Genomic DNA, 21865 nt, shown 5'->3' with positions numbered 1-21865 from the left:
TCCGGCCGGGGTCAGTCGGCGCGGAGCTCTTTCGAGCGGGTGACGATCGTGCGGAGGTGGTGGCGCAGCTGGGGCAGGGCGTCCGCGCCCAGTTCGTCCGACCACCGGGCTGCGAGCTCGGCGCTGATGCGGGTGGCGTCGGCGCACAGCTGGGCGCCGCGTTCGGTGAGCGACACCAGCGTGGTGCGGCGGTCGGTGGGGGAGGGGGCGGTGACGACATAGCCGTGCGACTCCAGGTCGCGCACGGTCATGCTCATCGCCTGTCGGCTCACGCCGCTCCGCTCGGCGAGTACCGAGATCGGCGTCCCCTCCGCATCGATGTGGACGAAGACCGGAACGTGTGACAGGCGCACCGCCGGATGCCCCGTCGCCGCCAGCTCCGACAGGGCTGCGGTCGTGACGATCGAGGCGGCGGTCATGAGCAGCAGGCCCAGGTCGTCGGCGGCACTCTTCGCGAAGGACGCGATCTCTTGCTCGAAAATTACGCAACCTCCTTGACAGATATAGGCAACATGGTTGACGATCTACTCGAACCCACATCCCGAACCGGAAGAGAGTCGTCGTGAACACCACCCTAGAGACAGGCCGGCCGTTACCGGTGCTCGATCTCGTGAGCGCCACCGGCGCCGAGACCTCGCTCGCCCGCGAGATCGCAGGGCGCATCGCCGTCGTGCACCTCATGCGCACGAGCAGCTGCCCGGTGTGCCTGGCGCACGCCGCAGCGCTTCAGCGGATGTCGGACGACGGTTCGCTCGGCGACGCCCTCCTCGTCCTGATCGCTCCGGGCGGCGCGGCAGAGGCGAGCGACGCCGCGGCCCGTGCAGCGCGGCGCAGCCCGTCGGCGACGGTCTTCGCGAGCGCGAGCGCCCATGCCGCACTCGGGCTCGGCACGGTCGCGCTCCTGCAGCAGACGGCGACGATCGTGGTCGACCCGGCGGGCGCCGTCCGGTCCGTCCGCGCCAGCACGCTCCCGACCGGATCCTTCTCTGCCGACGAGGTGCGCGCGGCCGTGGCCGCGGCGTCGTCGGGCGAGGGGTCCGTCCCCCTCCGGACGGACGGCACCCCCGGCGCGTGACGCTCCTCGCGCCGGCGTGACGCCCCTCACGCCGGCGTGGCGCCCTTCACGCCAGATCGCGCAGCCTCGCCGCGATGCCGCTGCCGTCGCCGGCGCGCCGCTCGTAGCCGACCGCGATGATGAGAAGCACCGCGCCGACCACCGACAGCGTGATCCACCACGGCATCGCCTCGATGCCCCGGCCGATCTGCACCAGGAACGCCAGCACGTTCTCGACCGGGAGCACGACGATGCCGATGATGAAGGGCGCCGCCAGGCGCCGCGTCGCTCCCACCAGGATCGCCACGAGCGCGATCGCCATGACGAGGATCGCGCGCCACGTGCGCGGGTCGGTGTAGGTGGCCGCGACCGACGCGCTGAGCATCACCACCAGCCCGGGACCGAGCAGCGGCCACGAACCGGTCCAGCCCGTCGGCCAGGCCCACAGCGAGGGCTTCGCGGGCGCCTCGGCGGGGATCACGCGCAGTGCGACGGCGCCCGCCGCGAGCAGGAAGATCCCGAGCGGCAGCGAGAACCACTCCACGCGGAGGTCGCGCGGGCTCCACGCGACCACGGCGGTCACGAACGCCACGGCGAATACGAACGGGACGGGCGGCAGGCCGGTCGGCGCGCGCAGGCCGCGCACCGCCACCGCGACCAGGAACGCGAGGAGGACGATCATGAGGCCCCACATCGTCCAGATCGCGAACCAGTCACGGTCGATGGCGGGCCAGGTCGCGACCGAGACGTAGAGGACGGCGGGGACGCCGAGCATCCTCGTGCGGGCGAGGAGCGATCCGCCGTCGGCATGGGCCCGCAGACTTCGTGCGGCCCATGCGGCGGCGCCCGCGCCGAGCGCACCGAGGGCGAGGCAGGCGACGATGACCGGCGCTGCGAGTGCCGGCGCCGGGTCGAGACCCCAGCCCCACCGCACGCCCTCCACGGCGGAAGCCGCCGCCGCCAGGATCGCGACGGACAGCGTCGGAGTCCGAAGCGACTGCAGTCGCCCCGCAGTCCGCGCCGTCGCCCGCGCCACGAGCGCGCCGGCCGCCGCGAGGGCCCAGGCCGCGCCGACCAGGGCATACGCCCGCGCCGGACCGGCCGCCTGGTCGCCGTCGCCGCCGACGGCGAGCCGGATCAGCATCGGCACCACCGCAGCCACGAGCCCTGCCGCGTACAGCCCGGTCGCCGGGAGGCCGCGCGCGGTGAGCAGCGCGCCGATCGCGGCGGCGCCCAGCGTCGGCGGTAGCAGGTACGGCTCGAGTCCGGTGACGCCGGCGATCCCCCAGGCGCACCAGAGCGCACCCGTGAACGCCCCGCCGGCCAGCCACCAGCCGTAGCGTCGCCGCGCGAAGACGGCGCTCGCGGCGAACCCGATGCCGAGCACCACGAGCACCACGAGTGCGGTCCCGAGCCCCGCGGCCTCCCGCGTGAGCGACAGGGCCACGGCGATCGCCGCGGTGACGAGGGCGGATGCCTCGATCGCGACGCCCGCCGCGCGCGCCTCGACGGGCGCGATCCGACGTGCGAGGCCGCGGCGGATGACGTCGCCGGCCGACAGCACCGCGGCGACGACCGCCGCGATGACCGGCAGCACGACGGGCGAGCCGCTCGTGGCGAGCAGCTGCGCGCCGAGACAGACGGTCACCACCGCGACCGAGGGCACCAGCGCCGCTGCCGCCGCCGTGCGCACGACCACACCGAGCCCGGAGCGCGTGGTCGTCACGAGAGTCAGAGCCAGCAGGAAGATCACCGCGGTCGACAGCGCGGTCCAGCCGCTGCGCTCGAACACCACCTGAACCACGCCGATCACGAAGGGCACCGTCGTCACGACCAGGACCGCGTGCCAGTCGCGCGACGACACCCGGCGCGCGAACGTGGCGCCGATCGCGACGACGCCCGCGGCGCACGTCGTCAGGCACAGCACGACGACGGCGTCGAGTCCTGCCCGGGCGAGCGCCGTGGCGAGCACCGCGAGGGCGTACGACAACCCCGCACCGACGTGCACGAACCGCGCCCGGCGCGGCACCGTGCGGGCCGCGACGGCGACCGCCGCGAGCGCGGCCACGCCCGCCGTCACCGTGATGTCCGGGTCCCGCCACGACATCACCGCGGTCATCACGATCGCGGCGTGCGCGCCCACGATGAGCGGCAGGCGAACGGATGCCGAGGCATCCGCCCCCCTCGTCGCCACCAGTGCGCTCGCGCCGATCGACACGGCCAGGCCCAGGGCGACACGCACCCCCACCTCGAGCGTCGGCAGGCACAGCACCGTGAGGAAGGCGAGCACCGCGTACCAGGCTCCGAGGTGCGCCGGCCACCGCATGCCGAGCGGCTCCGGCGCGGTGCCGGCGACGAGCGGCCGCCCGACACGGCGAAGCCGCGGATCGGTGACCGCCGCGAATGCCACGAGCGCACCGGCGAGCGCCGCCAGGCCCAGCGTCAGCGCAACCGCGGCGTCGGGCGGCAGCAGCTGCGCGCCGCCCTCGCGGCCGGTCACCACCACCGCGATCGAGAGGAAACCGGTCAGCGTCGGGATCGCGGCGACGGCCGCGACCGCGGCGATCGCTCCCGCGAACAGGGGCATGGGCGACACGGCGCGGTGCAGCGGCCGCAGAGCGCCGAGCGCGACGAGCGCGGCACCGGCGGCGGCGGGGAGCACTCCGAACCAGCTGTCGACCGGCAGCGACGATCCGCCCGACAGCGGCAGGACGGTGACCGCCCCGACTGCGGCAGCCCCCGCGACACCGCTCCACAGCGGGCCCGCGAGATGCCGCGCCGAGGCGGCCGCCACCGCGCCGATCGACAGCAGCGTCGCCGAGACGGCGAGCGCCGGGTCGACTTCGCCGGCGGCACCCGAGGCGACCGCGCTCGACAGCGCAGCGAGCATGAAGCCGCCCTGGGTCACCGTCAGCGTGATCTGCGCGGCGGTGAGCGGTCGGCCGGCCACAGGCCCCAGCCTCCGGGCCGCGGCCACCAGCGCGCTCGCCGCGGCGGCCGAGGTGAGGCATCCCGCGGTCGTCGCCGGCATCGAACCCGCGCCCGCGGCGAGCATCACGGGCACGAAGGCCAGAGCCGACGGCCCCAGCCAGAGCCACGAACGGATGCCGCAGCGCAGCCCGAGAGCGGCGAGACCCGCCGCCGAGGCCAGCGTCGCCAGCCCCGCGAAGACCCAGGCGTCGAACGCGGCCGGAAGCAGCGGCAGCATCGAGGTCACCGTCAGTGCCAGGAACACCGCGCCCAGCGCGCCCACCGCCTCGGCCGAGAACTGCAGCCGCGTGCGGGCCAGGATCGCCGCTCCGCCGAGGAAGCCCGCCGCGATGGCTCCCATGACGAGCGAGCGCGGGAGCGCGCCGGTCAGGTCGGGGTTGAAGAAGACGAAGACCGCCGCGGCGATCGCGACGAGACCAGCCCCCGCGACGGCGAGCACCGACTGCACCGTCGCGGATGCCGCGGGTGCGGGCGCGAACGGGTCGGTCGCGCTCGCCGCGGCGGGCGACGCGTCGGCAGGCTCGGTCGGCGCGCGCTCGGGTCTCGCGGTGGGGGACAGCGGCACCCGGGCGAGCAGGGACTGACGCGCGCGCAGCGCGTCGGCGGCGGCCTGCGACGCCTGCCAGAGATCGTGGCCGATACGACCCGAGAAGTCAGCGCCGCACGCCGGGCACCGGCGGTCCGTCACGGTCGCGCGACGGCACGCCGGGCACCGGACGACGTCGAGCAGTTCGGCGATCGCGGTCTCGCTCCATGCGGGCGCCCGCCGTCCGCGCATTGCCACGCTCACCCGTCCGCCTCCCGCGCGGCGACCGCGGCGGGGTGATCCTCGGGTACCCACTGCAGGATGTCGCCGGGCTGGCACTCGAGCACGCGGCAGATGGCGTCGAGGGTGGTGAAGCGCACCGCCTTCGCCCGGCCGTTCTTGAGCACCGAGACATTGGCCGGCGTGATGTCGATCGCAGCGGCGAACTCGGTGACCGACATCTTCTTCTTCGCCAGCTCGACGTCGAGGTTGATGATGATCGGCATCACACCACCTCCGAGAGGTCGTGCTCGAGCTGCGACGCCTTCCGGAGCAGGCCGCGCAGCACGACGATCAGCAACGACAGTCCCGCGCCCACGACGACGCCGAGCACGAGCAGCAGCGTGATCGACGGCGTCATGAAGCCGGTCAGGCTCAAGGCGATCAGCGCGACGAGGACGAGGAACGTCGCGAACGCGACGGCGCTCAGGCTCACATCGACGTCGGGGAACGCGCTGTCGCTGAAGATGCTGTCCTCCCGCACCAGCGAGAGCAGCCGCCACACGCAGACGAGGACGACCTGCACGCACAGCAGGAAGAGGATGCCGACGATCGTGCCGGGGATCTCGAAGTATGCGATCTCGGAGTACCGCACGGCGGACTGGGCGGCGACGGCCGGCACGACGAAGACCTGACAGCACAGCAGGAGTGCCAGCAGCACGGCGATGAGGGACTTCAGGACGATGATCGTGGTGCGCTGCATGCGAGAGACCTATCGATAAACGGTACGTAGCTATCGAAAAACAATAGGCCAATGATGCCGGTCTCGCGCAAGGGGCGGCTGCTGTGATGTGCCTGGGTGCGACGACTCTCGATCCGGACGCGAACGTGCGGGTGGGGGACCCGGCCCCCACCCGCACGTTCGTGTCGATCAGCTCCCGGGCAGGCGGGTCACCTTCGCGTCGGCCCAGTCGGCGTGGTCGCTGTTGTTCGTGTCTCCTGCGTCCGTCACCCGCAGCACCAGCCGCTCGACGCCGAGCACGTCGAGCACGACGGTCTGCGGCGGCGTCGCGGGCTGGGCACGCACGATCCCGCTGTCGAACATCACGACACCGTCGGCGAGCACCTGGAACACGACCGACGAGTTCGGCGAGTTCTTCTGGGCGTCGTCCACTCCGATCACCGCCGAGAACCGCATGTCGGCCGGGTCGAGGTCGTACACGATCTCGGAGTTGGCGTGCGTGCCGATTCCCTTGGCGTACTCGACGCCGCCCACGCGGATCGGGTTGCCGGAGACCGCCTTGTCCTTCAGCACGGTGCGCCAGCCCGACGTCGCGGAGACCCACTCACGATCGCTGAGGTGGACGGTCGGCCCATCGCCGGGCGCCGCCTGCTCTTCGACGATGACGGATGCGCCCGCCCCGGCCTCGTTGGATGCCGAGACACGATAGCGGTACGGCCCACCACCGGCGTCCCTGTCGAGGTACGACGTTCCGGTGATCTCCGCGGCGATCACGGCGAAGTCCTCGCCGCCTGCCGGTGCCCGTTCGACGGTGGCCGACACCGCGCCGTCGGGAAGGGTCCACGTGACCCCGACCAGTTCTCCCACGCGATAGGCGCCGACCCCGGTCGGCTCGGCGGGGGGCGTCGACGGCATGGTGCGGAACGTACGCTCACCGCCGGGCACGACCAGCCGCTGCCCGGTCTTCGGGTTCTGAGCGGTGACCTCCCAGTAGTAGGTGCGGCCCGGCTCCAGCCCCGTGACGGATGCCTCGGTGTCGGCCACCGTCCGCTCGGCCACGACGTCGGTCATCGCCGCGTCGCGCGCCACCTGCAGGCGGTACCGCTTGGCGTTCTCGGAGGCGCTCCAGATGAACTGCACGCGAGCAGCGTCGATGCGCGTCGCCGCCTCGGCGGGAGACTGCAGCGTGAAGTCCTGGGGGTGCGTGAGGATCAGATCGCCGTGGCGCTGCGGGTGGTCCTCGCCGCCTGTCGCGAACGAGACGCTCCTGCCGACCGGCACCTCGACGGTCACCTGAGACACGGCGCGACCGTTGACGTGGACGTACTCCGGCTTCTTCGGCTCGCCGTCGACCTTGATCTGCGGCCAGCCGCCGGCGAACTGCACCGTGACGGCGAGGGGCGCGGAGCCCTCGTTGTGACGCACGGTGGTCCTGGTGCGACCGTCATGGCGCACGGCGATGTCGTGGTCTCCGACCTGGATGTGGTCCAGCGCCAGCCAGTCGACCCCGGACGGCAGGTGCGACCGCACCGACACCGCGTTCTCCGGGGCGTTCGGCCGTACGCCGGCGAGGCCCTCGACGGTCTGCGACACCAGCGTGTAGCTGGTCTCCGGGTAGTCGCCGTTGGACCCTTGCGTGCGCACCTCGTGCGGCAGGTGCAGCTTGGAGATGATGTCCTTCATCCACGCCCACGCGGCATCATCGCGCCCGTAGGCGAACAGGGCGTCGGGAACGTACGTGGTCGCCTCGATGTTGGGCGGGCGATCCTCCTGATACATCCTGTCGAGGTAGTCGATGAAGTCCCACGTGCGCTTGTCGCCGGCATCCAGGAACTCCTTGACGCCGTAGAAGACGGAGTTCTCGCGTCCGAAGCCCGCGTAGGCCTCACCAGCCGGGCCGCGGCCGCGCACGTACTCCCACGCGTCTCGGATCACGCCCCAGTCGGTGGCGAAGTACTTCTGCAGGGCGTCGGCGCGCTGCTCGAATTCGGCGGCCGTCGCGGCGTCGCCCTTCTCCGCCGAAAGGTAGGCGTAGGCGAGCAGGGCGCGGTACTGCGACGCGACGCCGTCGCCGGCCTCGATCACCGCGTGGTCGGCACGCTCGTTGTAGCTCGCGGCCCCCTGGAAGATGCCCCTGCCGGTGCCCTCGGCGATGCCGTTGGGCAGCTGGGTGTCGTGCAGCTCGATGAAGTCCGTCACGGCCTTCGTGTAGTACTGCCACAGGACGGGGTCGTCGAGGTAGTCGGCGTCTCCGGTCCAGCGGTACTGCTCCTCGGCCTCCTGTACGAGCTCGAACACCGCGGGTACCTCGCGCACGAAGTTCGTGTCGCTCCTGTAGTCGACGTTGTAGGGGCTGCCGTCGAAGTTGAGCGCCCACAGCGGATACCACTTGCGGGCCTCGTTGGCGGATGCCGCGAACGCGCGCAGCATGGACTTGTTCTCCTCCTCGAGACCCAGGAGGTGCCCGCCGGCCGCCTGATGGACGAAGTCCCGCGAGTAGAACGCGGTGCGGTGGGCGTAACCGGCCCAGTACGACGGGATGTACGCCGCCGTGCCCGTGCCGGGGTTGCTGCCGTTGCCGTTCAGCGGGCCCGTCTTGCCGGTCTGCACGTGCTGTCGCGCGCGCCACTTGGCCCAGTCGAACGCGTCGACGAGCTCCTGCGACGAACTGTCGATCGTCACCGTCTCGGCCTCGATCGTGACGGTGACGGTCCACTCCGCCGTCTGCCCGCCGGCGTCCGTGACGACGAAGGAGCGGGGCTGCGAGTAGTCGCCGGGCGCCGCGGGGTCGGGCGAGATCGTCGAACCCTCCGGCAGTTCCGCCTGGGCTCGGAGCGCCGTGACGTCGGTGTCGTAGGGCACCTGGAACGTGATGGTGCGGCTCGCCTGGTCGATCGCGCTCGGTCCCTGCTGGCGCGCCGCCTCGAAGCCGAACAACGTGCGCTCGTCGGCGGCGAAGGCGACGTCGTCGATGTTGGTCCACCCTCCGCCGCCACGGAAGAACACCTCGACGGTGGTACCGGCGGCGATACCGACAGGGGGCAGCACGTAGTGCCGATAGGCGGACTGCTGCGGCAGGTCGATGGAAGACAGGATGTCGCCCGCGGTGGTCCGCAGACCGAACACTCCGCCCGTCCGGGACGAGGCGACCCAGGCCTCCGCCGTGAAGCTCCCGGTCTGGTCGACGGTCACCGGCTGCACGAGCTGGTTCGCCGCTCCGGCATCCAGATATGCCAGCCGTGTGCCGGTGCGCGGATTGTTCGTGGCGATGCCGCTGCCGGCCACGAACTGCCAGCCCTCCGCTCCCGCCTCGAAGCCGCCGTTGATCAGGGCGGCGGTCGGCGCCGCCGTGGCCGGCGCTGACCCGCCGAAGATCATCGCCACGGCGGTGACGGCGGCGGCGATCATCGTCGCGCGCCGCGTCGGCGGGCGTGTCGCCCGTGTCGGTCGTGCGTTTCGCATAGCTCTCCTCCTCGAGAACGCGCGCGGAACCAGCGCCCTCGCAGGCGCGCGGAACCGCTGTGGGTGGGTCGATATCGGGTCTGTGGGACTGTCGGGTCGGGGTCGGGGTCGGGGTCGGGGTCGGGGTCCGGGGTCAGGTGGTCGGCGGCGCGTCCATGGAGGGGTCGCATCCGCACGAACGTCTGATCAGAAGTTCCGTCGGGAAGGTCGTGTAACCCGGATCGCCCGCGCCGTCGACGAGGCGCCGGATGGCGGCATCCGCCATCTCGGCGATCGGCTGCGCGACGGTGGTGAGGGCGGGGCGCGTGTAGGCCGCCTCGGCGATGCCGTCGAACGAGACGACGGCGATGTCGTCGGGGACGCGCAGACCCGCGTCGGCGAATGCCGCGAGCAGGCCTATCGCGATCTGGTCGGATGCTGCGAACACCGCGCGCGGGCGGCGGTCGGCCTCGGCGATCGCCCGCCCTGCCGACAGCCCGCCCTCGTACGAGAACGGCGCGTGCACGCTCTGGCCGAGCGGAAGGCCGGCATCGCGGAGGGCATCCGCCCAGCCGCGCTCGCGCTGGTCGATCGCGAGTGCGCCGCCCACGAACGCCACGTCACGGTAGCCGTGGCCGATCACGTGGTCCACCGCTTGGCGCGCGCCGGCGCGGAAATCCACCCCCATCGCCGGCAGGAGCCCGCCCGAGCCGGTGTACTGGTTGATGAGCAGCGCGGGGACCCCGAGGGAGGCGACGATCTCCTGCTCGGTATCGGTGAGCACGTCGGCGAGGATCAGCCCGCCGACCTGCCGGGCGAGGAGGTCGTGCACCTGATCGACGGCGGATTGGCGCTCGCGATCGCTGTTCACGATGAGCAGTGAGCGGCCGTTGCGGACGCTCGCGCGATCGAGCGCGTGCAGCAGCTGTGCGAAGAACGGGTTGCGGCTGTCGACCACGATCATGCCGATCGTGTCGGCGGTTCCCCGCGATAGCGCACGGGCGGCCGCGTTCGGGCGGTATCCGAGCACGCGGACCGCCTCGAGCACCCGCTCGCGCGTCACCTTCGCGACCGGCTTCGGGCCGTCGTTGAGCACGTAGCTCACGACGGCCGTGCTCACGCCGCTGAGGCGCGCGACATCGGCGCGTGTGACCTTGCGGGGCATCAGGTGCTCGTCCATACGGGATCCTCTCGCCGATCGCCCGGAGGCGCCCGGTTTCACGCGGTCGCGACCTCGAGCGGTGCGACACTGCCCACAGCATCGCCGAGATCAGGCACGATCAGTCGCTCCCCGCCGCGGCGCGCCGATTCGTGCGCGATGATTCCGGGGAGCGTGAACCGCGCCGCGGTCCAGGCGTTGACCGGAGGCAGTGTCTGCGACGCCACGGCGCGCACGAAGTCGTCCACCAGGAAGTGGTGGCTCCCTTCGTGGCCGTTGTGCAGACCGCGCAGCTCGGCCGGGATGCGCCCGAGGTCGTGGATCGGCGCGTAGCCCGACACGAAGGCATCCCGAAGGGCCGGCGAGACGTGGGCGAGCGACGGATCGTCGTGCGAGATGGACGCGTGCGTGTCGATGAGGCTCGACACGTCGTCGACGCTTTCGCGCGTCTGCCAGAACGACGCCGTCGTCACCTGCTCGAAGGTGCCCTCGGTGCCGAACCAGCGGAAACGGGATTCGCGCCGATGCGAGGGGAACCCCACGCGGCGGAACTCATTGATGCGCATCGACCCACCCGCCGCCAGCTCGAACAGGGCTGTCGCGTTGGAGAAGTCGTTGTCGAACTGGCTGACGCTCCGGTCGAAGACGCCGTCGCCGCGATCGTCCACGACGCCTACGGCCGAGACGGCCACCGCATGCGTCGGCCAGGCGCCGAGGACTCCTCCGATCGAGTGCGTGGGGTACCACAGCGGCGGATAGCTGGCGGTGGCCCTCCAGTTCTCGCCGCCGGAATAGCGGTAGGCGTCGTAGAAGCCGAGGTCCATGTCGTGGACGTAGTCGCCTTCGGCGTAGAAGAGGCGTCCGAACTCGCCGCTCTCGCGCTTGCCTCGTGCGAAGACGGTCGCCGGGTTGTAGTAGCTCGTCTCGCCCATCATGTAGGTGAGCCCGGTCTCGCGCACTGCATCGATGATCGCCGAGATCTCTTCCAGGCTGATCGCCATCGGCACAGCGGAATAGACGTGCTTGCCGGCGCGGAGTGCCCTCACCACGAGTGGACCGTGCGTCCAGCGCTGCGTGAAGATCGCGACGGCGTCGACCGCGTCCGATGCCAGCATCGCGTCGAAGCTCTCGAAGCTGCCGGCGATGCCCGCCTGTGCGACGAGACCGTCGGCACGGTCCGCGAGCACGTCCGTGACGTAGACGGCCGCGATGCCGGGGTGGTGGTGGAACAGGGTGGCGAATTGACCGGCGAACTGGCCGGCGCCGACGATGCCCAGGGAGAAGGCCATGGCGATTCCTCTTGAGTGTGAGGTCGGCGGCTTGCCGACCATGGAAGTGTGACACGAAGAATCTACGCGCGTCAACCAGTCTGTTGTCGCCGTTTTCTCGCCGAAAATCAAGAACTCATAACGGTCTTGCGGTCTGTGGTCTACGCGGGTAACCTGACCCGTTGTCGGCAGGTTCCGCCGCCGTCATCACAAACGCACCCGAGTGTTAGGAAAGACGATGAAGTCACCATTGGCACCGATCGTCGGCATCGCCGCGATCGCTCTGGCTGTGACCGGCTGTGCCGGCGGCTCCGGCTCCGGCTCCGATACCGCGAAGATCGAGTTCCAGACGAACCTCGGCGCCACCGACCCGATCCTCGTCGTGCTCACCGAGATCACCGATGCGTACGAAGCCGAGAATCCCGGCGTCGACATCGAGCTCGTGCCGTCCACCGACACCTACGAGGCCGACATCAAGGTGCGCCTCGCGTCCGGCGATGTGCCCGACATCTGGGCGACGCACGGCTGGTCCCTCCTGCGCTACTCCGAGTTCCTCGAGCCGCTGGACGCCCAGCCGTGGGCGAAGGACTTCAACCCCGCCCTCGCCCCCGCGATGCAGAACGACGACGGGGAGTTCTTCGCACTTCCGATCGACACCGACGTCGCCGGCATCGTGTACAACGCATCGGTGCTCGAGGCAGCGGGGATCGACCCGGCGTCTCTCGAGGACTGGGCGTCGTTCACCGACGCGCTCGCCACGCTCGACGCGGCAGGCGTGATTCCCCTCTCGTCCAGCGGCAAGGACTCGTGGTTCGCCGGCAACATCGCCGACTTCATGGCGTCGGGCGGGTTCACCGACGACCAGCTCGACGGCTTCCTCGACGGCGAGTTCCAGAACGACGGCTACGCCGATCTGCTCGACGATGTGGCGCAATGGCAGGCCGCCGGCTACTTCAATCCCGACTACTCGTCGGCGACGATGGACGATCTCGGCCGGTCGCTGGCAGAGGGGACGACGGCGTTCGTCATGGTGCAGAACTATCTCGTCACCACGGCGCTGGGCTTCAACCCCGACGCTGAGTTGGGCTATATGCCCATCCCGAGCGATGTGGGTTCCCCCTTCCTCGTCGGCGGTGAGGGCCGTGCGTTCGGCGTCGCGAAGGACTCCGCCCACAAGGAGCAGGCGCTGGACTACCTGGCCTTCCTGGCCGATCCCGCGAACCTCTCCCAGCTCGCGAGCGCGGTGGGCGGCATCCCGGGTCTCACGAACGCCACGAGCGACCTCGGCATGCTGCAGGCCAGTTATGACCAGTTCGTCGCCAGCGGCGACTACCCGCTGCTGCCGTACTTCGACCGCGTGTACCTGCCCAACGGCATGTGGGACACGATGGTGTCGACGACCGACAGCGTGATCACCGGTCAAGGCGCGGTCGGGTCCGCCGTCGAGCAGATGGCGGCCGACTTCGACAGCCTGTTCGCCCAGTGATCCCCGTGAGGGCGGTCCGGCCACCGGTGGACCGCCCTCACGATCCCCGAAAGGCTGCGCCGTGACAACGACGTCCTCCCCGCTCCGAATGCCGACGGCCCGACCGCGCCGCGGGCGTGCGACCGGACCGCGATTCGCCCGGGCGGGCCTGAACGTGTTCTACCTGCCGGCCCTCGCGCTCGTCGGTGTCTTCACGATCCTTCCGCTCATCAACGGCATCGGGATCTCGTTCACGAACTGGAACGGCTACAGCGCCGCCCGCGCGTTCGTCGGCGCCGACAACTACGCGCGGCTGTTCTCCGATCCGAACTTCCATACGGCTCTCGTCAACACGATCGTCTACGGCTTCGGCAGCACGATCGTGCAGCAGGTGATCGGCCTCGCCCTCGCGCTGGCGCTGGATCGCGCCATCCGCGGACGCGGCATCGCACGCGCTGTCATCTACCTCCCCGTGCTGGTGTCGCCCATCGTCATGGGCACGATGTACTACCTGTTCTTCGCGTACAACACGGGCGGCCTCAACGACATCGTCGTCGCCTTCGGCGGTGAGCGGGTCGCCTGGCTCGCCGACTCGACCACCGCGATCGCCGTGATCGTGATCGTCAACTCGCTCCAGTTCGTCGGCATCTCGATGGTGATCTATCTCGCCGGACTCCAATCGATCCCGGTGATGTACCTCGAAGCGGCACGGTTGGACGGTGCCAGCGCGTGGCAGCAGTTCCGTCATGTGACCGTGCCGCTTCTGCAGCCGGCGTTCGCCACCAGCATCGTGCTGAACCTCATCGGCGGTCTGAAGCTGTTCGACATCATCCAGGTGCTCACCGGCGGCGGTCCGGGCTACTCCACCAACTCGGTGTCGACGCTCATCAGCAAGGTCTACTTCGACAATCAGAATGCCGGGTACGCGTCCGCCATCGGGGTCGCCCTGTTCGTGCTGATCGCGGTGTTCACCCTCGTGCTCAACACGATGCTCAACCGGAACAGGCTCGACGTATGACCTCGACCATCTCCCGCACGGCCGGCGAAACGACGGCCTCGACCCGCACGATCGTCGTCGGCCATCACGATGACACGCCGCCGCGTCGCGGCGGCACGGCGGCGCGCATAGCGATCGGCGTCGGGCTGGTCGCGGCATCCCTCGTCCAGCTGCTGCCGTTCTACATCGCGGTCACCACGTCGCTGAAGCCCCGGACCGACCTGTCTTCGCAGTGGCTGCCGCCGACCCAGATCTACTGGGAGAACTACGTCAACGCGATCGACCGCGGAAACGTGCTGGGCGCGATCGGCAACAGTGCGATCGTCACGGTCGCCAGTACCGTGCTCGTGTGCGTGCTCGGGGCGCTCGCCGCGTACCCTCTCGCGCGCCGCACCACGGTCGTGAACCGCGGCGTGATGCTGCTCATGATCGGGCTCATCATGGTGCCGCCGCTCAGCATCCTCGTGCCTCTGTACACGATGCTCAACGGGCTGCACGCGATCAACACCTACTGGGGCACGATCCTCGTGATGGTCGCGACGCAGCTTCCGCTGAGCGTGTTCCTCTACGCGTCCTTCATGCGCGGGCTGCCGGTCTCGATCGAGGAGGCCGCGTCGGTGGACGGCGCCGGGCCGGTGCGGATCCTGTTCCAGGTCGTGGTGCCGATGCTCAAACCCGTCACCGCGACCGTGGTGATCCTCACCGGCGTCGCGGTGTGGAACGAGTACGCGCTCAGCGTCTATCTGATGCGTGCGCCGGAGATGCGCACGATCGCCCCCGCCATCGGCACGTTCTTCGCGAGTTCCGGCAGCGACCTCGGCGCCGCCGCGGCGGCGGCCCTCATCTCGGTGATCCCTGTGCTGGCGGTCTACCTCATGCTGCAGCGGTACTTCATCAAGGGGATGGTGGCCGGCGCCGAGAAGTGATCCGCCCGATGCCCTCGCCGAGGGCGAGGACAGTTGCCCAGGCGCGAGGCGCCAGACAGACTGGGTGGTCGTACGACGGATCGATCCAGGGAGCGAGAAACATGCAGCAGCGGGAACCGGAAGCATCGATCCGTGAGGCACAGGCGAGCCTGCGGGCATCACTGCCCTTCGACGACATCGATGACTTCGCGGCCGCCGACCGCGGGTTCATCGGCACGCTCGACGACCCGAAGATCCGCAACGCGGCCGGGGACGTGGTGTGGGATGCCTCGACCTACGACTTCATCCAGGGCGATGCGCCCGACTCGGTCAACCCGAGCCTCTGGCGCCAATCCAAGCTCGTCGCCAAGCACGGTCTGTTCGAGGTCGTCGAGGGGCTCTACCAGGTGCGCGGACTCGACCTGTCGGTGATGTCGTTCATCGAGGGCGACACCGGGGTGATCGTCGTCGACCCGCTCATCTCGAAAGAGACCGGCGCCGCCGCGCTCGAGCTCTATCGCCGCCACCGGGGCGACCGTGCGGTGAAAGCGGTCATCTTCACGCACAGCCACATCGACCACTTCGGCGGCGTGCTCGGCTTCGTGAGTGCGGACGACGTGACCTCCGGCCGCGTGGAGATCCTCGCGCCCGAAGGTTTCCTGGAGCACTCGGTGGCCGAGAACGTGTATGCGGGCGTGGCCATGGCTCGCCGCGCGGGGTACATGTACGGCGCGGCGCTGGCCCGCGGCCCGAAGGGCGCGGTCGGTGCCGGCCTCGGCCAGACCACGTCGATCGGTGAGGCGACGATCCTGCCGCCGTCGATCGAGGTGACGACGACGGGCGAGACGCACACGCTCGACGGCGTCGAGTTCGAGTTCCAGATGGCACCGGGCACCGAGGCGCCGTCCGAGATGCACTTCTACCTCCCGCGCTACCGTGCGCTGTGCATGGCGGAGAACGCCACGCATACACTGCACAACCTGCTGACGCTGCGCGGCGCCCTCGTGCGCGACCCGCACGTGTGGTCGCGCTACCTCACGGAGGCGATCGAGCGGTTCGGCGGCGAGGCAGAGGTGGTCTTCACGTCGCACCACTGGCCGACGTGGGGCAACGCCGAGATCAAGAAGTTCCTCGCGATCCAGCGCGACCTGTACGGATACCTGCACGATCAGACGCTGCGACTGCTGAACCAGGGTTACACCGGAGCCGAGATCGCCGAGATGATCCAGATGCCGCCGGCGCTGGAGGCGTCGTGGAGCACTCACGGCTACTACGGCTCGGTGAGCCACAACGTCAAGGCGATCTACCAGCGCTACATGGGCTGGTTCGACGGCAATCCTGCACGCCTCTGGCCGCACCCGCCGAAGCCGCTCGCCGAACGCTACGTCGCCGCGATCGGCGGCGTCGACCGTGTCGTGGAGCTGGCGGGGGAGGCTTTCGAGGCGGGCGACTACCGCTGGGCCGCGACGCTCCTCGATCATGCGGTGTTCGCCGACGAGAACCACGCTGCGGCGCGCACGCTGTACGCCGACACGCTCGAGCAGCTCGCCTACGGCGCCGAGAACGGCACGTGGCGCAACTTCTTCCTATCCGGCGCGACCGAGCTGCGCGAGGGCAACTTCGGTACGCCGACGCAGACCAACGCACCGCTCATCCTCGCCCAGCTCACACCGGAGCAGCTCTTCGACGCGGTGGCGATCCGTGTGAACGGCCCGAAGGCGTGGGACCTGTCGCTCGCCATCGACGTCACCCTGTCGGACCTGGGGCGCAGCTTCCACCTGACGCTCGGCAACGGCGTGCTCGTGTACGTCGAGCGAGAGCCTGACGCGTCGACGCCGCTCGCGCTCACGCTGACCAAGCCGCGGCTGATGCTCCTCGCCGGCGGCGACGCCGAGTCCGACGGGATCGAGGTGCGTGGCGACATCGCAGTGCTGACGCAGCTGCTCGAGGTCCTCGACCAGGGCGACTCGGACTTCAACATCGTCACGCCCTGACCCGGGCGAGCGGATCAGGCCGCTGCTCGCGCTACTGGACCACGTGCCGGCTCCGGTGGCTCACACAGTCCTGGCGGCGGGCTATGCCAACCGTGGCAGCGAGTCCGACGGGCCGGTGCTGCAAGAGTGGGCGACACGATTCGCCGGCGGGCTCGGCATCCGCTGCAGCAGGTGTTTCCTCACGGCGTCGAGTGTTCGGCAGGGTCGACGCGATCGAACTCTGGGAGCGCCGTTGTCGTACTTCACTCGAATCCGTCGCTCGCTGAGAGTGCTGCTATAAAAGCGGATCGAAGTACTTACGTGTGACAGCCGCGGCGTACTGTTCATCGCGAACGTAGACGGCCTGCGTGGAATCTCCCCACTCCCTCAACGCGGCGCTGCTGCCGAAATCCAGCTCTCGAGCGACTTTATTAGGCCAGCGCGCATTCACGAGAACGATACGAATCGGTCCTTCGGCACCTCGAAATGCCGCGAAGTGAGCGCGAGCGTCCGCCCCTCGTAGCACGACCCCGACCTCGAAAGCAGCGCCCGGTTTGGTCAAGGATTTCGGAGTCTGCCGCAGCCCGCTTCTCACGGTCTCCTGGAATGTCACGACTCGACCATTGTTGCTCGCTTTGTTGCTCGCATTGTTTCTCGCGCGGATCGACGCCGCCAGAGCGAGGACGATTGCGAAGCCGATGGGAACCCACAGAAGTCGATACCAGAGCGGGGTGCTCCAGTCGAAAATGAGGATCACTGAACAGACAAGGCCAGCGACCCACCACATACCGAGCGAGTTCGCGTACGCCATGAGGTTCCTCACACCGCCACCCTCCCTCGAGCTGCGACCACCCGGCTCCCGAAATCGTATCCGCCAGCTCCGGGGCGGTGAGCAACGGAAGCGCCGAGGTCGTCCTGGATGAGGTTCGCGACGACCCCAAGGCGGTCTGTCGGGGCTTGGATGCTGACATCGACGACCTCTTTCCAGTGGTCGAGATCCAGCGGCGGATCGGCGCCCATGAGGTGGAAGTGGTTGGCGCTCGCGTGAACTTCCGCTCGGCTCCTGGGCTGACTCCCGTGACTCAGCTCAGGGCGACGCAAGGGTGGTCACCGCGATGTCGAGCTCGCCCGTGGATCGCGCTGCAGGAACGGGCTCGGCCACGCGCCGAGCGCAACCACGCTGAGGACTGTCTGAATCAGGCCGGTGGCGAAGTAGATGCCGTGCAGGGGTGACCAGACGAGCATGATCGCGATCTCCACGAAGATCCAGATCATCATGGTCAGCCCTGCGGCTGCGTGGAGCCCCCACGCCACCCGATACCGGCCGTACTGGGCGGCGAGCGCGAGGGCTTGGACGCCGCCGACGACGACGCCGAGGATCACGCCGGGCCAGAAGTACGACGTGAAGATGCTTCCTTCCAACCACTCCAGAGGGATGCCGAGTCCGCCGCCGAAGGTCAGCCCGACCATCCCGACCAGGGCGGATAGCAGGTTGAACCAGGCGATGACGTACAGCCCGATCCGGAGCGCGCGCGGAGGAGAGGACACAGTCGCCATGCGTCCACGATAGGCCTGGCAAGGGCGCGCGCGAACGTCGAGAGACGGGCGCGCATGCGATGGCGATAGCCTCCGGACGTGGGTTTCTCGCCGCTGGGTCTGGTCGTCGCGCTCTGTGTGCTCGCGCCCACCTTGCTCCTGGTGTGGTTCCCGCCACAGGTGCCGGTGCCGGCCGCACACGTGCCTCGCGCGCTGGGGCTTCTCGAACGGGCGGGACAGGCGCTCTGTGTCGTCGTTCCCGCGATCACGCTACCGGGCCGGCTCATCGGCTGGTGGGCGGTCCCGGCGGTCGTCGCACTGGTGGGCTACTACGCGCTTTGGGCGCGCTACCTGCTCGACGGTCGCACGGCGACCGCGCTGTACCGGCCCTGGTGGGTGCTGCCGGTGCCGATGGCGATTCTCCCCGTCCTGGTGATCTTGAGCACCGCTGCCTGGCTGAGCAACCCCTGGATCGCCGTTGCCGGGGTGATCCTGGCCGCGGGGCACATTCCGGCGTCCGTGATCATCGCCAGGGCGGTGCAAGCCGGCGCTCAGGACGTTCCTTGATGCCTGCTGGTGTACCGGCGAGACTCAAGCGACGAGATCACGCCCTGGTTTCGTTCGCGGTTGGCCACGTGGAGCCGGTCGGCACTTCATCCTCAGGCAGGGGTTCCGCGAGTCTGGTGAACACGTCCGGAAGCGCGGGGCACGTTCCCCGGGAGGCGGCAACTGTGCCCGCGCCGACATCGATATCGAGTTCCACGCACGCGTAGTAGAAGTAGTAGGGATCGCTCGCGAACCCGGCGGACTCTTCATAGCCGCCGAGCACGAACACTTGCACCACACCCGAGGCTGGCTCAGACCCCTCCACCAGCGAGACCACGGTGATGTCGTGCGGGAGGACCTCGCTTCGATTCGGGAGGTACTGCGCCGCGATCTCGTCCTCATCGAGGCCTACGGCATTGAACCATGGCAATCCGCCGTTGCCGTGCGGTCCCTCGCCTGCCGCGATGCTGTGGTCAGCCACAAACTGTCCAACGGTTGTCGCAGGCGTGGAGTCGAGCGCACGGTCGACATCTGAGATGGTTTCCGAGGCTTGGTACATGACCCCTCGGACCGCTGTTTCGAAATTCGGGTTTGGACCGCACGCCGACAGCAGCAGCACGCAAATCGGAAAAGCGAGGACCAGGCTGGCCCGCCTCGTCTTACGGGTAGATACCATTCAGCGCACCCTCCTCAGCCTCCGTGTAGTACCCCGTGCCAGCAGCAGTAGGCGCTCCGCGGATGCCGTCCGGTAGCCGATGGTGGGGGTGCCGCTCGCGTCCCGGTGGTCGATCTACGCGGTCAGCTTCAGATCGCTGGCGGGGCGGTGGACTCACGGATGACCAATTCCGGCTCGATGACCAAGTGTTCTGCGCGCTCGCCCGTCCGAATCTGATGGTGCAGCATCCGAAACGTCGCGTCGCCAACCGCGCGGAAATCGATCCGCATCGACGTCAGCGGGGGAGAGAAGTATGCGGCGGTCGGCATATCGTCGACGCCCACGATGGCGAAGTCGCTGGGCGCTCGATGTCCGCGCTGTTCCATCGCGCTCATGAACCCGAGTGCGATCTCGTCGTTGGCGGCAAAGACCGCCGTGAAGGCATCCGGGTCAACGAGTCCGCCCGCGCGGTAGCCGGACGCGGATGACCAATCGGTCGCGCCAGGTACGACAAGTGGTTCGAGGCCGGCTTCCGTGATCGCGTCGCGGTAGCCGCGCTCGCGCTCGTTCGCTTCGTTGCGCGTCGCCGGTCCGGCGATATGGATGATGCGGCGGTGCCCGAGCGATGCGAGATATCGCGTCGCATCTAGCCCGGCCGAGTAGGAGTGGGTGCTCGCGGACCCCGCGGGGGAGTAGGGAAGCTCCGCAACGGTGATGATCGGTGTGGTCTCGTCCCAGCCCGCAAGGAGAGATTGGATGCCGGGTATCGGAGTGGACACCACCACGCCGTCTACAGGCACTGCGAGGAAGTGCGACAGCGCCCGCTTCGCTTCGCCTTCCCATCCCTGCGCGTCGAAGTCGAGGTCGAGTTCGGCGATCATCAGCGTTACATCGGCTTCCCGGGCGGCTTGCCCGAGTCCGGTCAGGACACCAGCGCTGCCGTAGTTCAGCGCGCCCATCGCGAGCACGCCGACCGTGTTGGTGCGCTGCGAGCGAAGGTTGCGCGCCGACTGGTTGGGTACGTACCCCAGTTCATCGATCGCCGTCGTGATACGCGACCTTGTCTCAGCGCGCACGTATCCCACACCCGTGAAGTACCGCGAGACCGTCTGGGTCGAAACGCCCGCCAAGCGGGCGACGTCGGCCATGCTCGGGCGTGTGCGGGCACGTGATGTCGGCATCTGTTCACTTTCACAGGCGTTTGTAACGATGGGATAACAGTCGACTCGATCTTATAGGTTTACGATCACCTACGGCGTAGGTTTTCGATCACCTAATCGGTCAACCGGTTGAACGAACTATCTGTATACAGAAGGTCAAGGATGACTTCCATCCCCGACGTCGCCGTCACTCAGAACGCCCGCACCTGGACTCTCGGGACCAGTCCGTGGCAGCGCATCCCCGCTATCGGGGCTCCCCGCGCCCGGGTCATCATCGACAACGACTTCTCCGGCGATCCCGACGATCTGTACCAGCTCGTCCACCACCTGCTGTCGCCGAATGTCGACATCCGCCTCGTGGTCGCCTCGCACCTTCGCGACGGCGACCCGTTCGACAGCGGCCCCGATACGGCCGAGAACGCGACGCGCGTCGTCGAGGACGTCTTCGCGCGGATGGGCCTCGAGTCGACCGACGTCGTCACCACTGGATCCAATCGTCCCCTTGCGGATCGCACCACGCCGCAGCCGGCCCCCGCGGTCGATGCGATCGTCACGGAAGCGATGCGTGACGACGACACCCCGCTCTTCTTCGTCGCCGGCGGCGGTCTCACCGACCTCGCTTCGGCGTACCTCGTCGAGCCGCGCATCGCCGAGCGCATGACGGTGATCTGGATCGGCGGTCTCGAGCACGAAGGCCTGGCCGTGCCGCCACCGGACGCGATGCCGATCGAGTACAACCTGCTGATCGACGTCGTCGCCGGCCAGGTCGTGTTCAACGACTCCGGCCTCGCGATCTGGCAGGTGCCGCGCGACGTGTACCGGCAGTGCCTCGTATCGGACGCGGAACTCCGCTTGCGTGTCGCGGCGACAGGACCGCTTGGTCGATACCTCTACGACGAGGTCGCGCGCGTGGTCCGACGCGCGACCGGCCAAGGGCGCGGCCCTGCCGAAACGTACGCACTCGGCGACTCACCCCTTGTTCTCCTCACCGCGCTGCGTTCGCTGTTCGAGGCCGACTCCTCGTCGAGCCGGCATGTCGGGATGCCGACCCCGGCGATCGCCGACAACGGAACCTACGTCCCCGCACCAGACGCCCGCCCGATGCGGGTCTACACCTGGGTCGACACCCGCCTCATGTTCGAGGACTTCTACCTCAAGCTGCAGGAGTTCAGCGCCTGGCAGCAGTCCGAGACCCTCTACCCCAACCAATGACCAACGGGCCCTCCGG

The 21865-nt window shown here is 69.2% G+C and carries 18 protein-coding genes; 7 read left to right on the top strand and 11 right to left on the bottom strand.

Annotated features, from left to right (window positions below; genetic code table 11):
• Positions 1 to 11: 11 nt before the first annotated feature.
• Positions 12 to 419: a MarR family winged helix-turn-helix transcriptional regulator gene (locus IM778_RS15390; RefSeq protein ID WP_194409691.1), complete on the bottom strand. Its 408-nt coding sequence runs from the start codon at positions 417 to 419 to the stop codon at positions 12 to 14.
• Between the two features lie 143 nt (positions 420 to 562).
• Between IM778_RS15390 and IM778_RS15385 the strand changes: the two genes are divergently transcribed.
• Entirely contained in the window at positions 563 to 1075 is a 513-nt protein-coding gene (locus IM778_RS15385; RefSeq protein WP_228484596.1) for a redoxin family protein, read from the top strand.
• Positions 1076 to 1121: 46 nt separating this feature from the next.
• Here IM778_RS15385 and IM778_RS15380 read toward each other — a convergent pair whose 3' ends face one another.
• The 6 genes from IM778_RS15380 to IM778_RS15355 form a co-directional block, all read right to left on the bottom strand.
• Positions 1122 to 4835 carry an SCO7613 C-terminal domain-containing membrane protein gene (locus tag IM778_RS15380; protein WP_194409689.1) on the bottom strand — a complete coding sequence of 1238 codons (3714 nt, stop codon included), beginning with the start codon at positions 4833 to 4835 and terminating at the stop codon, positions 1122 to 1124.
• On the bottom strand, positions 4832 to 5077 hold the full coding sequence (locus IM778_RS15375; RefSeq protein ID WP_194409688.1) for a helix-turn-helix domain-containing protein: 246 nt from the start codon (positions 5075 to 5077) through the stop codon (positions 4832 to 4834). Before IM778_RS15375 ends, IM778_RS15380 begins: the two co-directional genes overlap by 4 nt.
• Positions 5077 to 5553: a DUF2975 domain-containing protein gene (locus tag IM778_RS15370; protein WP_194409687.1), complete on the bottom strand. Its 477-nt coding sequence runs from the start codon at positions 5551 to 5553 to the stop codon at positions 5077 to 5079. Before IM778_RS15370 ends, IM778_RS15375 begins: the two co-directional genes overlap by 1 nt.
• 168 nt (positions 5554 to 5721) lie before the next feature.
• Entirely contained in the window at positions 5722 to 8994 is a 3273-nt protein-coding gene (locus IM778_RS15365) for an NPCBM/NEW2 domain-containing protein (protein ID WP_194409686.1), read from the bottom strand.
• Between the two features lie 133 nt (positions 8995 to 9127).
• On the bottom strand, positions 9128 to 10153 hold the full coding sequence (locus IM778_RS15360) for a LacI family DNA-binding transcriptional regulator (protein ID WP_194409685.1): 1026 nt from the start codon (positions 10151 to 10153) through the stop codon (positions 9128 to 9130).
• 38 nt (positions 10154 to 10191) lie between these two features.
• Positions 10192 to 11421, bottom strand: a complete 1230-nt coding sequence (locus tag IM778_RS15355) for a Gfo/Idh/MocA family protein (RefSeq protein WP_194409684.1) — start codon at positions 11419 to 11421, stop codon at positions 10192 to 10194.
• 217 nt (positions 11422 to 11638) lie between these two features.
• On the opposite strand from IM778_RS15355, the gene IM778_RS15350 reads away from it, so the two are divergent.
• The 4 genes from IM778_RS15350 to IM778_RS15335 all read left to right on the top strand — a co-directional run bounded on the left by IM778_RS15350 (position 11639) and on the right by IM778_RS15335 (position 16761).
• Complete coding sequence (locus IM778_RS15350; protein WP_194409683.1) at positions 11639 to 12886, top strand: ABC transporter substrate-binding protein; 1248 nt, start codon at positions 11639 to 11641, stop codon at positions 12884 to 12886.
• 61 nt (positions 12887 to 12947) lie between these two features.
• A complete protein-coding gene (locus IM778_RS15345) occupies positions 12948 to 13883 on the top strand; it encodes a carbohydrate ABC transporter permease (RefSeq protein WP_228484595.1) in 936 nt (311 codons plus the stop codon).
• Positions 13880 to 14788, top strand: a complete 909-nt coding sequence (locus IM778_RS15340; protein ID WP_194409682.1) for a carbohydrate ABC transporter permease — start codon at positions 13880 to 13882, stop codon at positions 14786 to 14788. Before IM778_RS15345 ends, IM778_RS15340 begins: the two co-directional genes overlap by 4 nt.
• A 101-nt stretch (positions 14789 to 14889) precedes the next feature.
• Positions 14890 to 16761, top strand: coding sequence for an alkyl/aryl-sulfatase (locus IM778_RS15335; RefSeq protein ID WP_194409681.1), 1872 nt, complete (start codon positions 14890 to 14892; stop codon positions 16759 to 16761).
• Between the two features lie 274 nt (positions 16762 to 17035).
• Here IM778_RS15335 and IM778_RS15330 read toward each other — a convergent pair whose 3' ends face one another.
• Both IM778_RS15330 and IM778_RS15325 read right to left on the bottom strand, forming a co-directional pair.
• Positions 17036 to 17551: a hypothetical protein gene (locus IM778_RS15330; protein WP_194409680.1), complete on the bottom strand. Its 516-nt coding sequence runs from the start codon at positions 17549 to 17551 to the stop codon at positions 17036 to 17038.
• Positions 17552 to 17847: 296 nt separating this feature from the next.
• Complete coding sequence (locus tag IM778_RS15325) at positions 17848 to 18297, bottom strand: hypothetical protein (RefSeq protein ID WP_228484594.1); 450 nt, start codon at positions 18295 to 18297, stop codon at positions 17848 to 17850.
• 78 nt (positions 18298 to 18375) lie between these two features.
• On the opposite strand from IM778_RS15325, the gene IM778_RS15320 reads away from it, so the two are divergent.
• Positions 18376 to 18843, top strand: coding sequence for a hypothetical protein (locus tag IM778_RS15320; RefSeq protein WP_194409679.1), 468 nt, complete (start codon positions 18376 to 18378; stop codon positions 18841 to 18843).
• A gap of 37 nt (positions 18844 to 18880) precedes the next feature.
• Here the strand turns inward: IM778_RS15320 and IM778_RS15315 are convergent, their stop codons facing one another.
• Together IM778_RS15315 and IM778_RS15310 are read right to left on the bottom strand one after the other, a co-directional pair.
• Entirely contained in the window at positions 18881 to 19441 is a 561-nt protein-coding gene (locus IM778_RS15315) for a hypothetical protein (RefSeq protein WP_194409678.1), read from the bottom strand.
• Between the two features lie 185 nt (positions 19442 to 19626).
• The gene (locus tag IM778_RS15310; RefSeq protein WP_194409677.1) at positions 19627 to 20625 is read right to left on the bottom strand and encodes a LacI family DNA-binding transcriptional regulator; all 999 of its coding nucleotides are present in this window, start codon (positions 20623 to 20625) and stop codon (positions 19627 to 19629) included.
• Positions 20626 to 20799: 174 nt separating this feature from the next.
• Between IM778_RS15310 and IM778_RS15305 the strand changes: the two genes are divergently transcribed.
• Positions 20800 to 21849, top strand: a complete 1050-nt coding sequence (locus IM778_RS15305; RefSeq protein ID WP_194409676.1) for a nucleoside hydrolase — start codon at positions 20800 to 20802, stop codon at positions 21847 to 21849.
• Positions 21850 to 21865: the final 16 nt, after the last annotated feature.

The sequence above is a fragment of the Microbacterium cremeum genome, assembly GCF_015277855.1.
Classification (GTDB): Bacteria; Actinomycetota; Actinomycetes; order Actinomycetales; family Microbacteriaceae; genus Microbacterium; species Microbacterium cremeum.
Note: the sequence above shows the minus strand (reverse complement) of the source record. Positions and strands in the feature narration are given on the sequence as shown.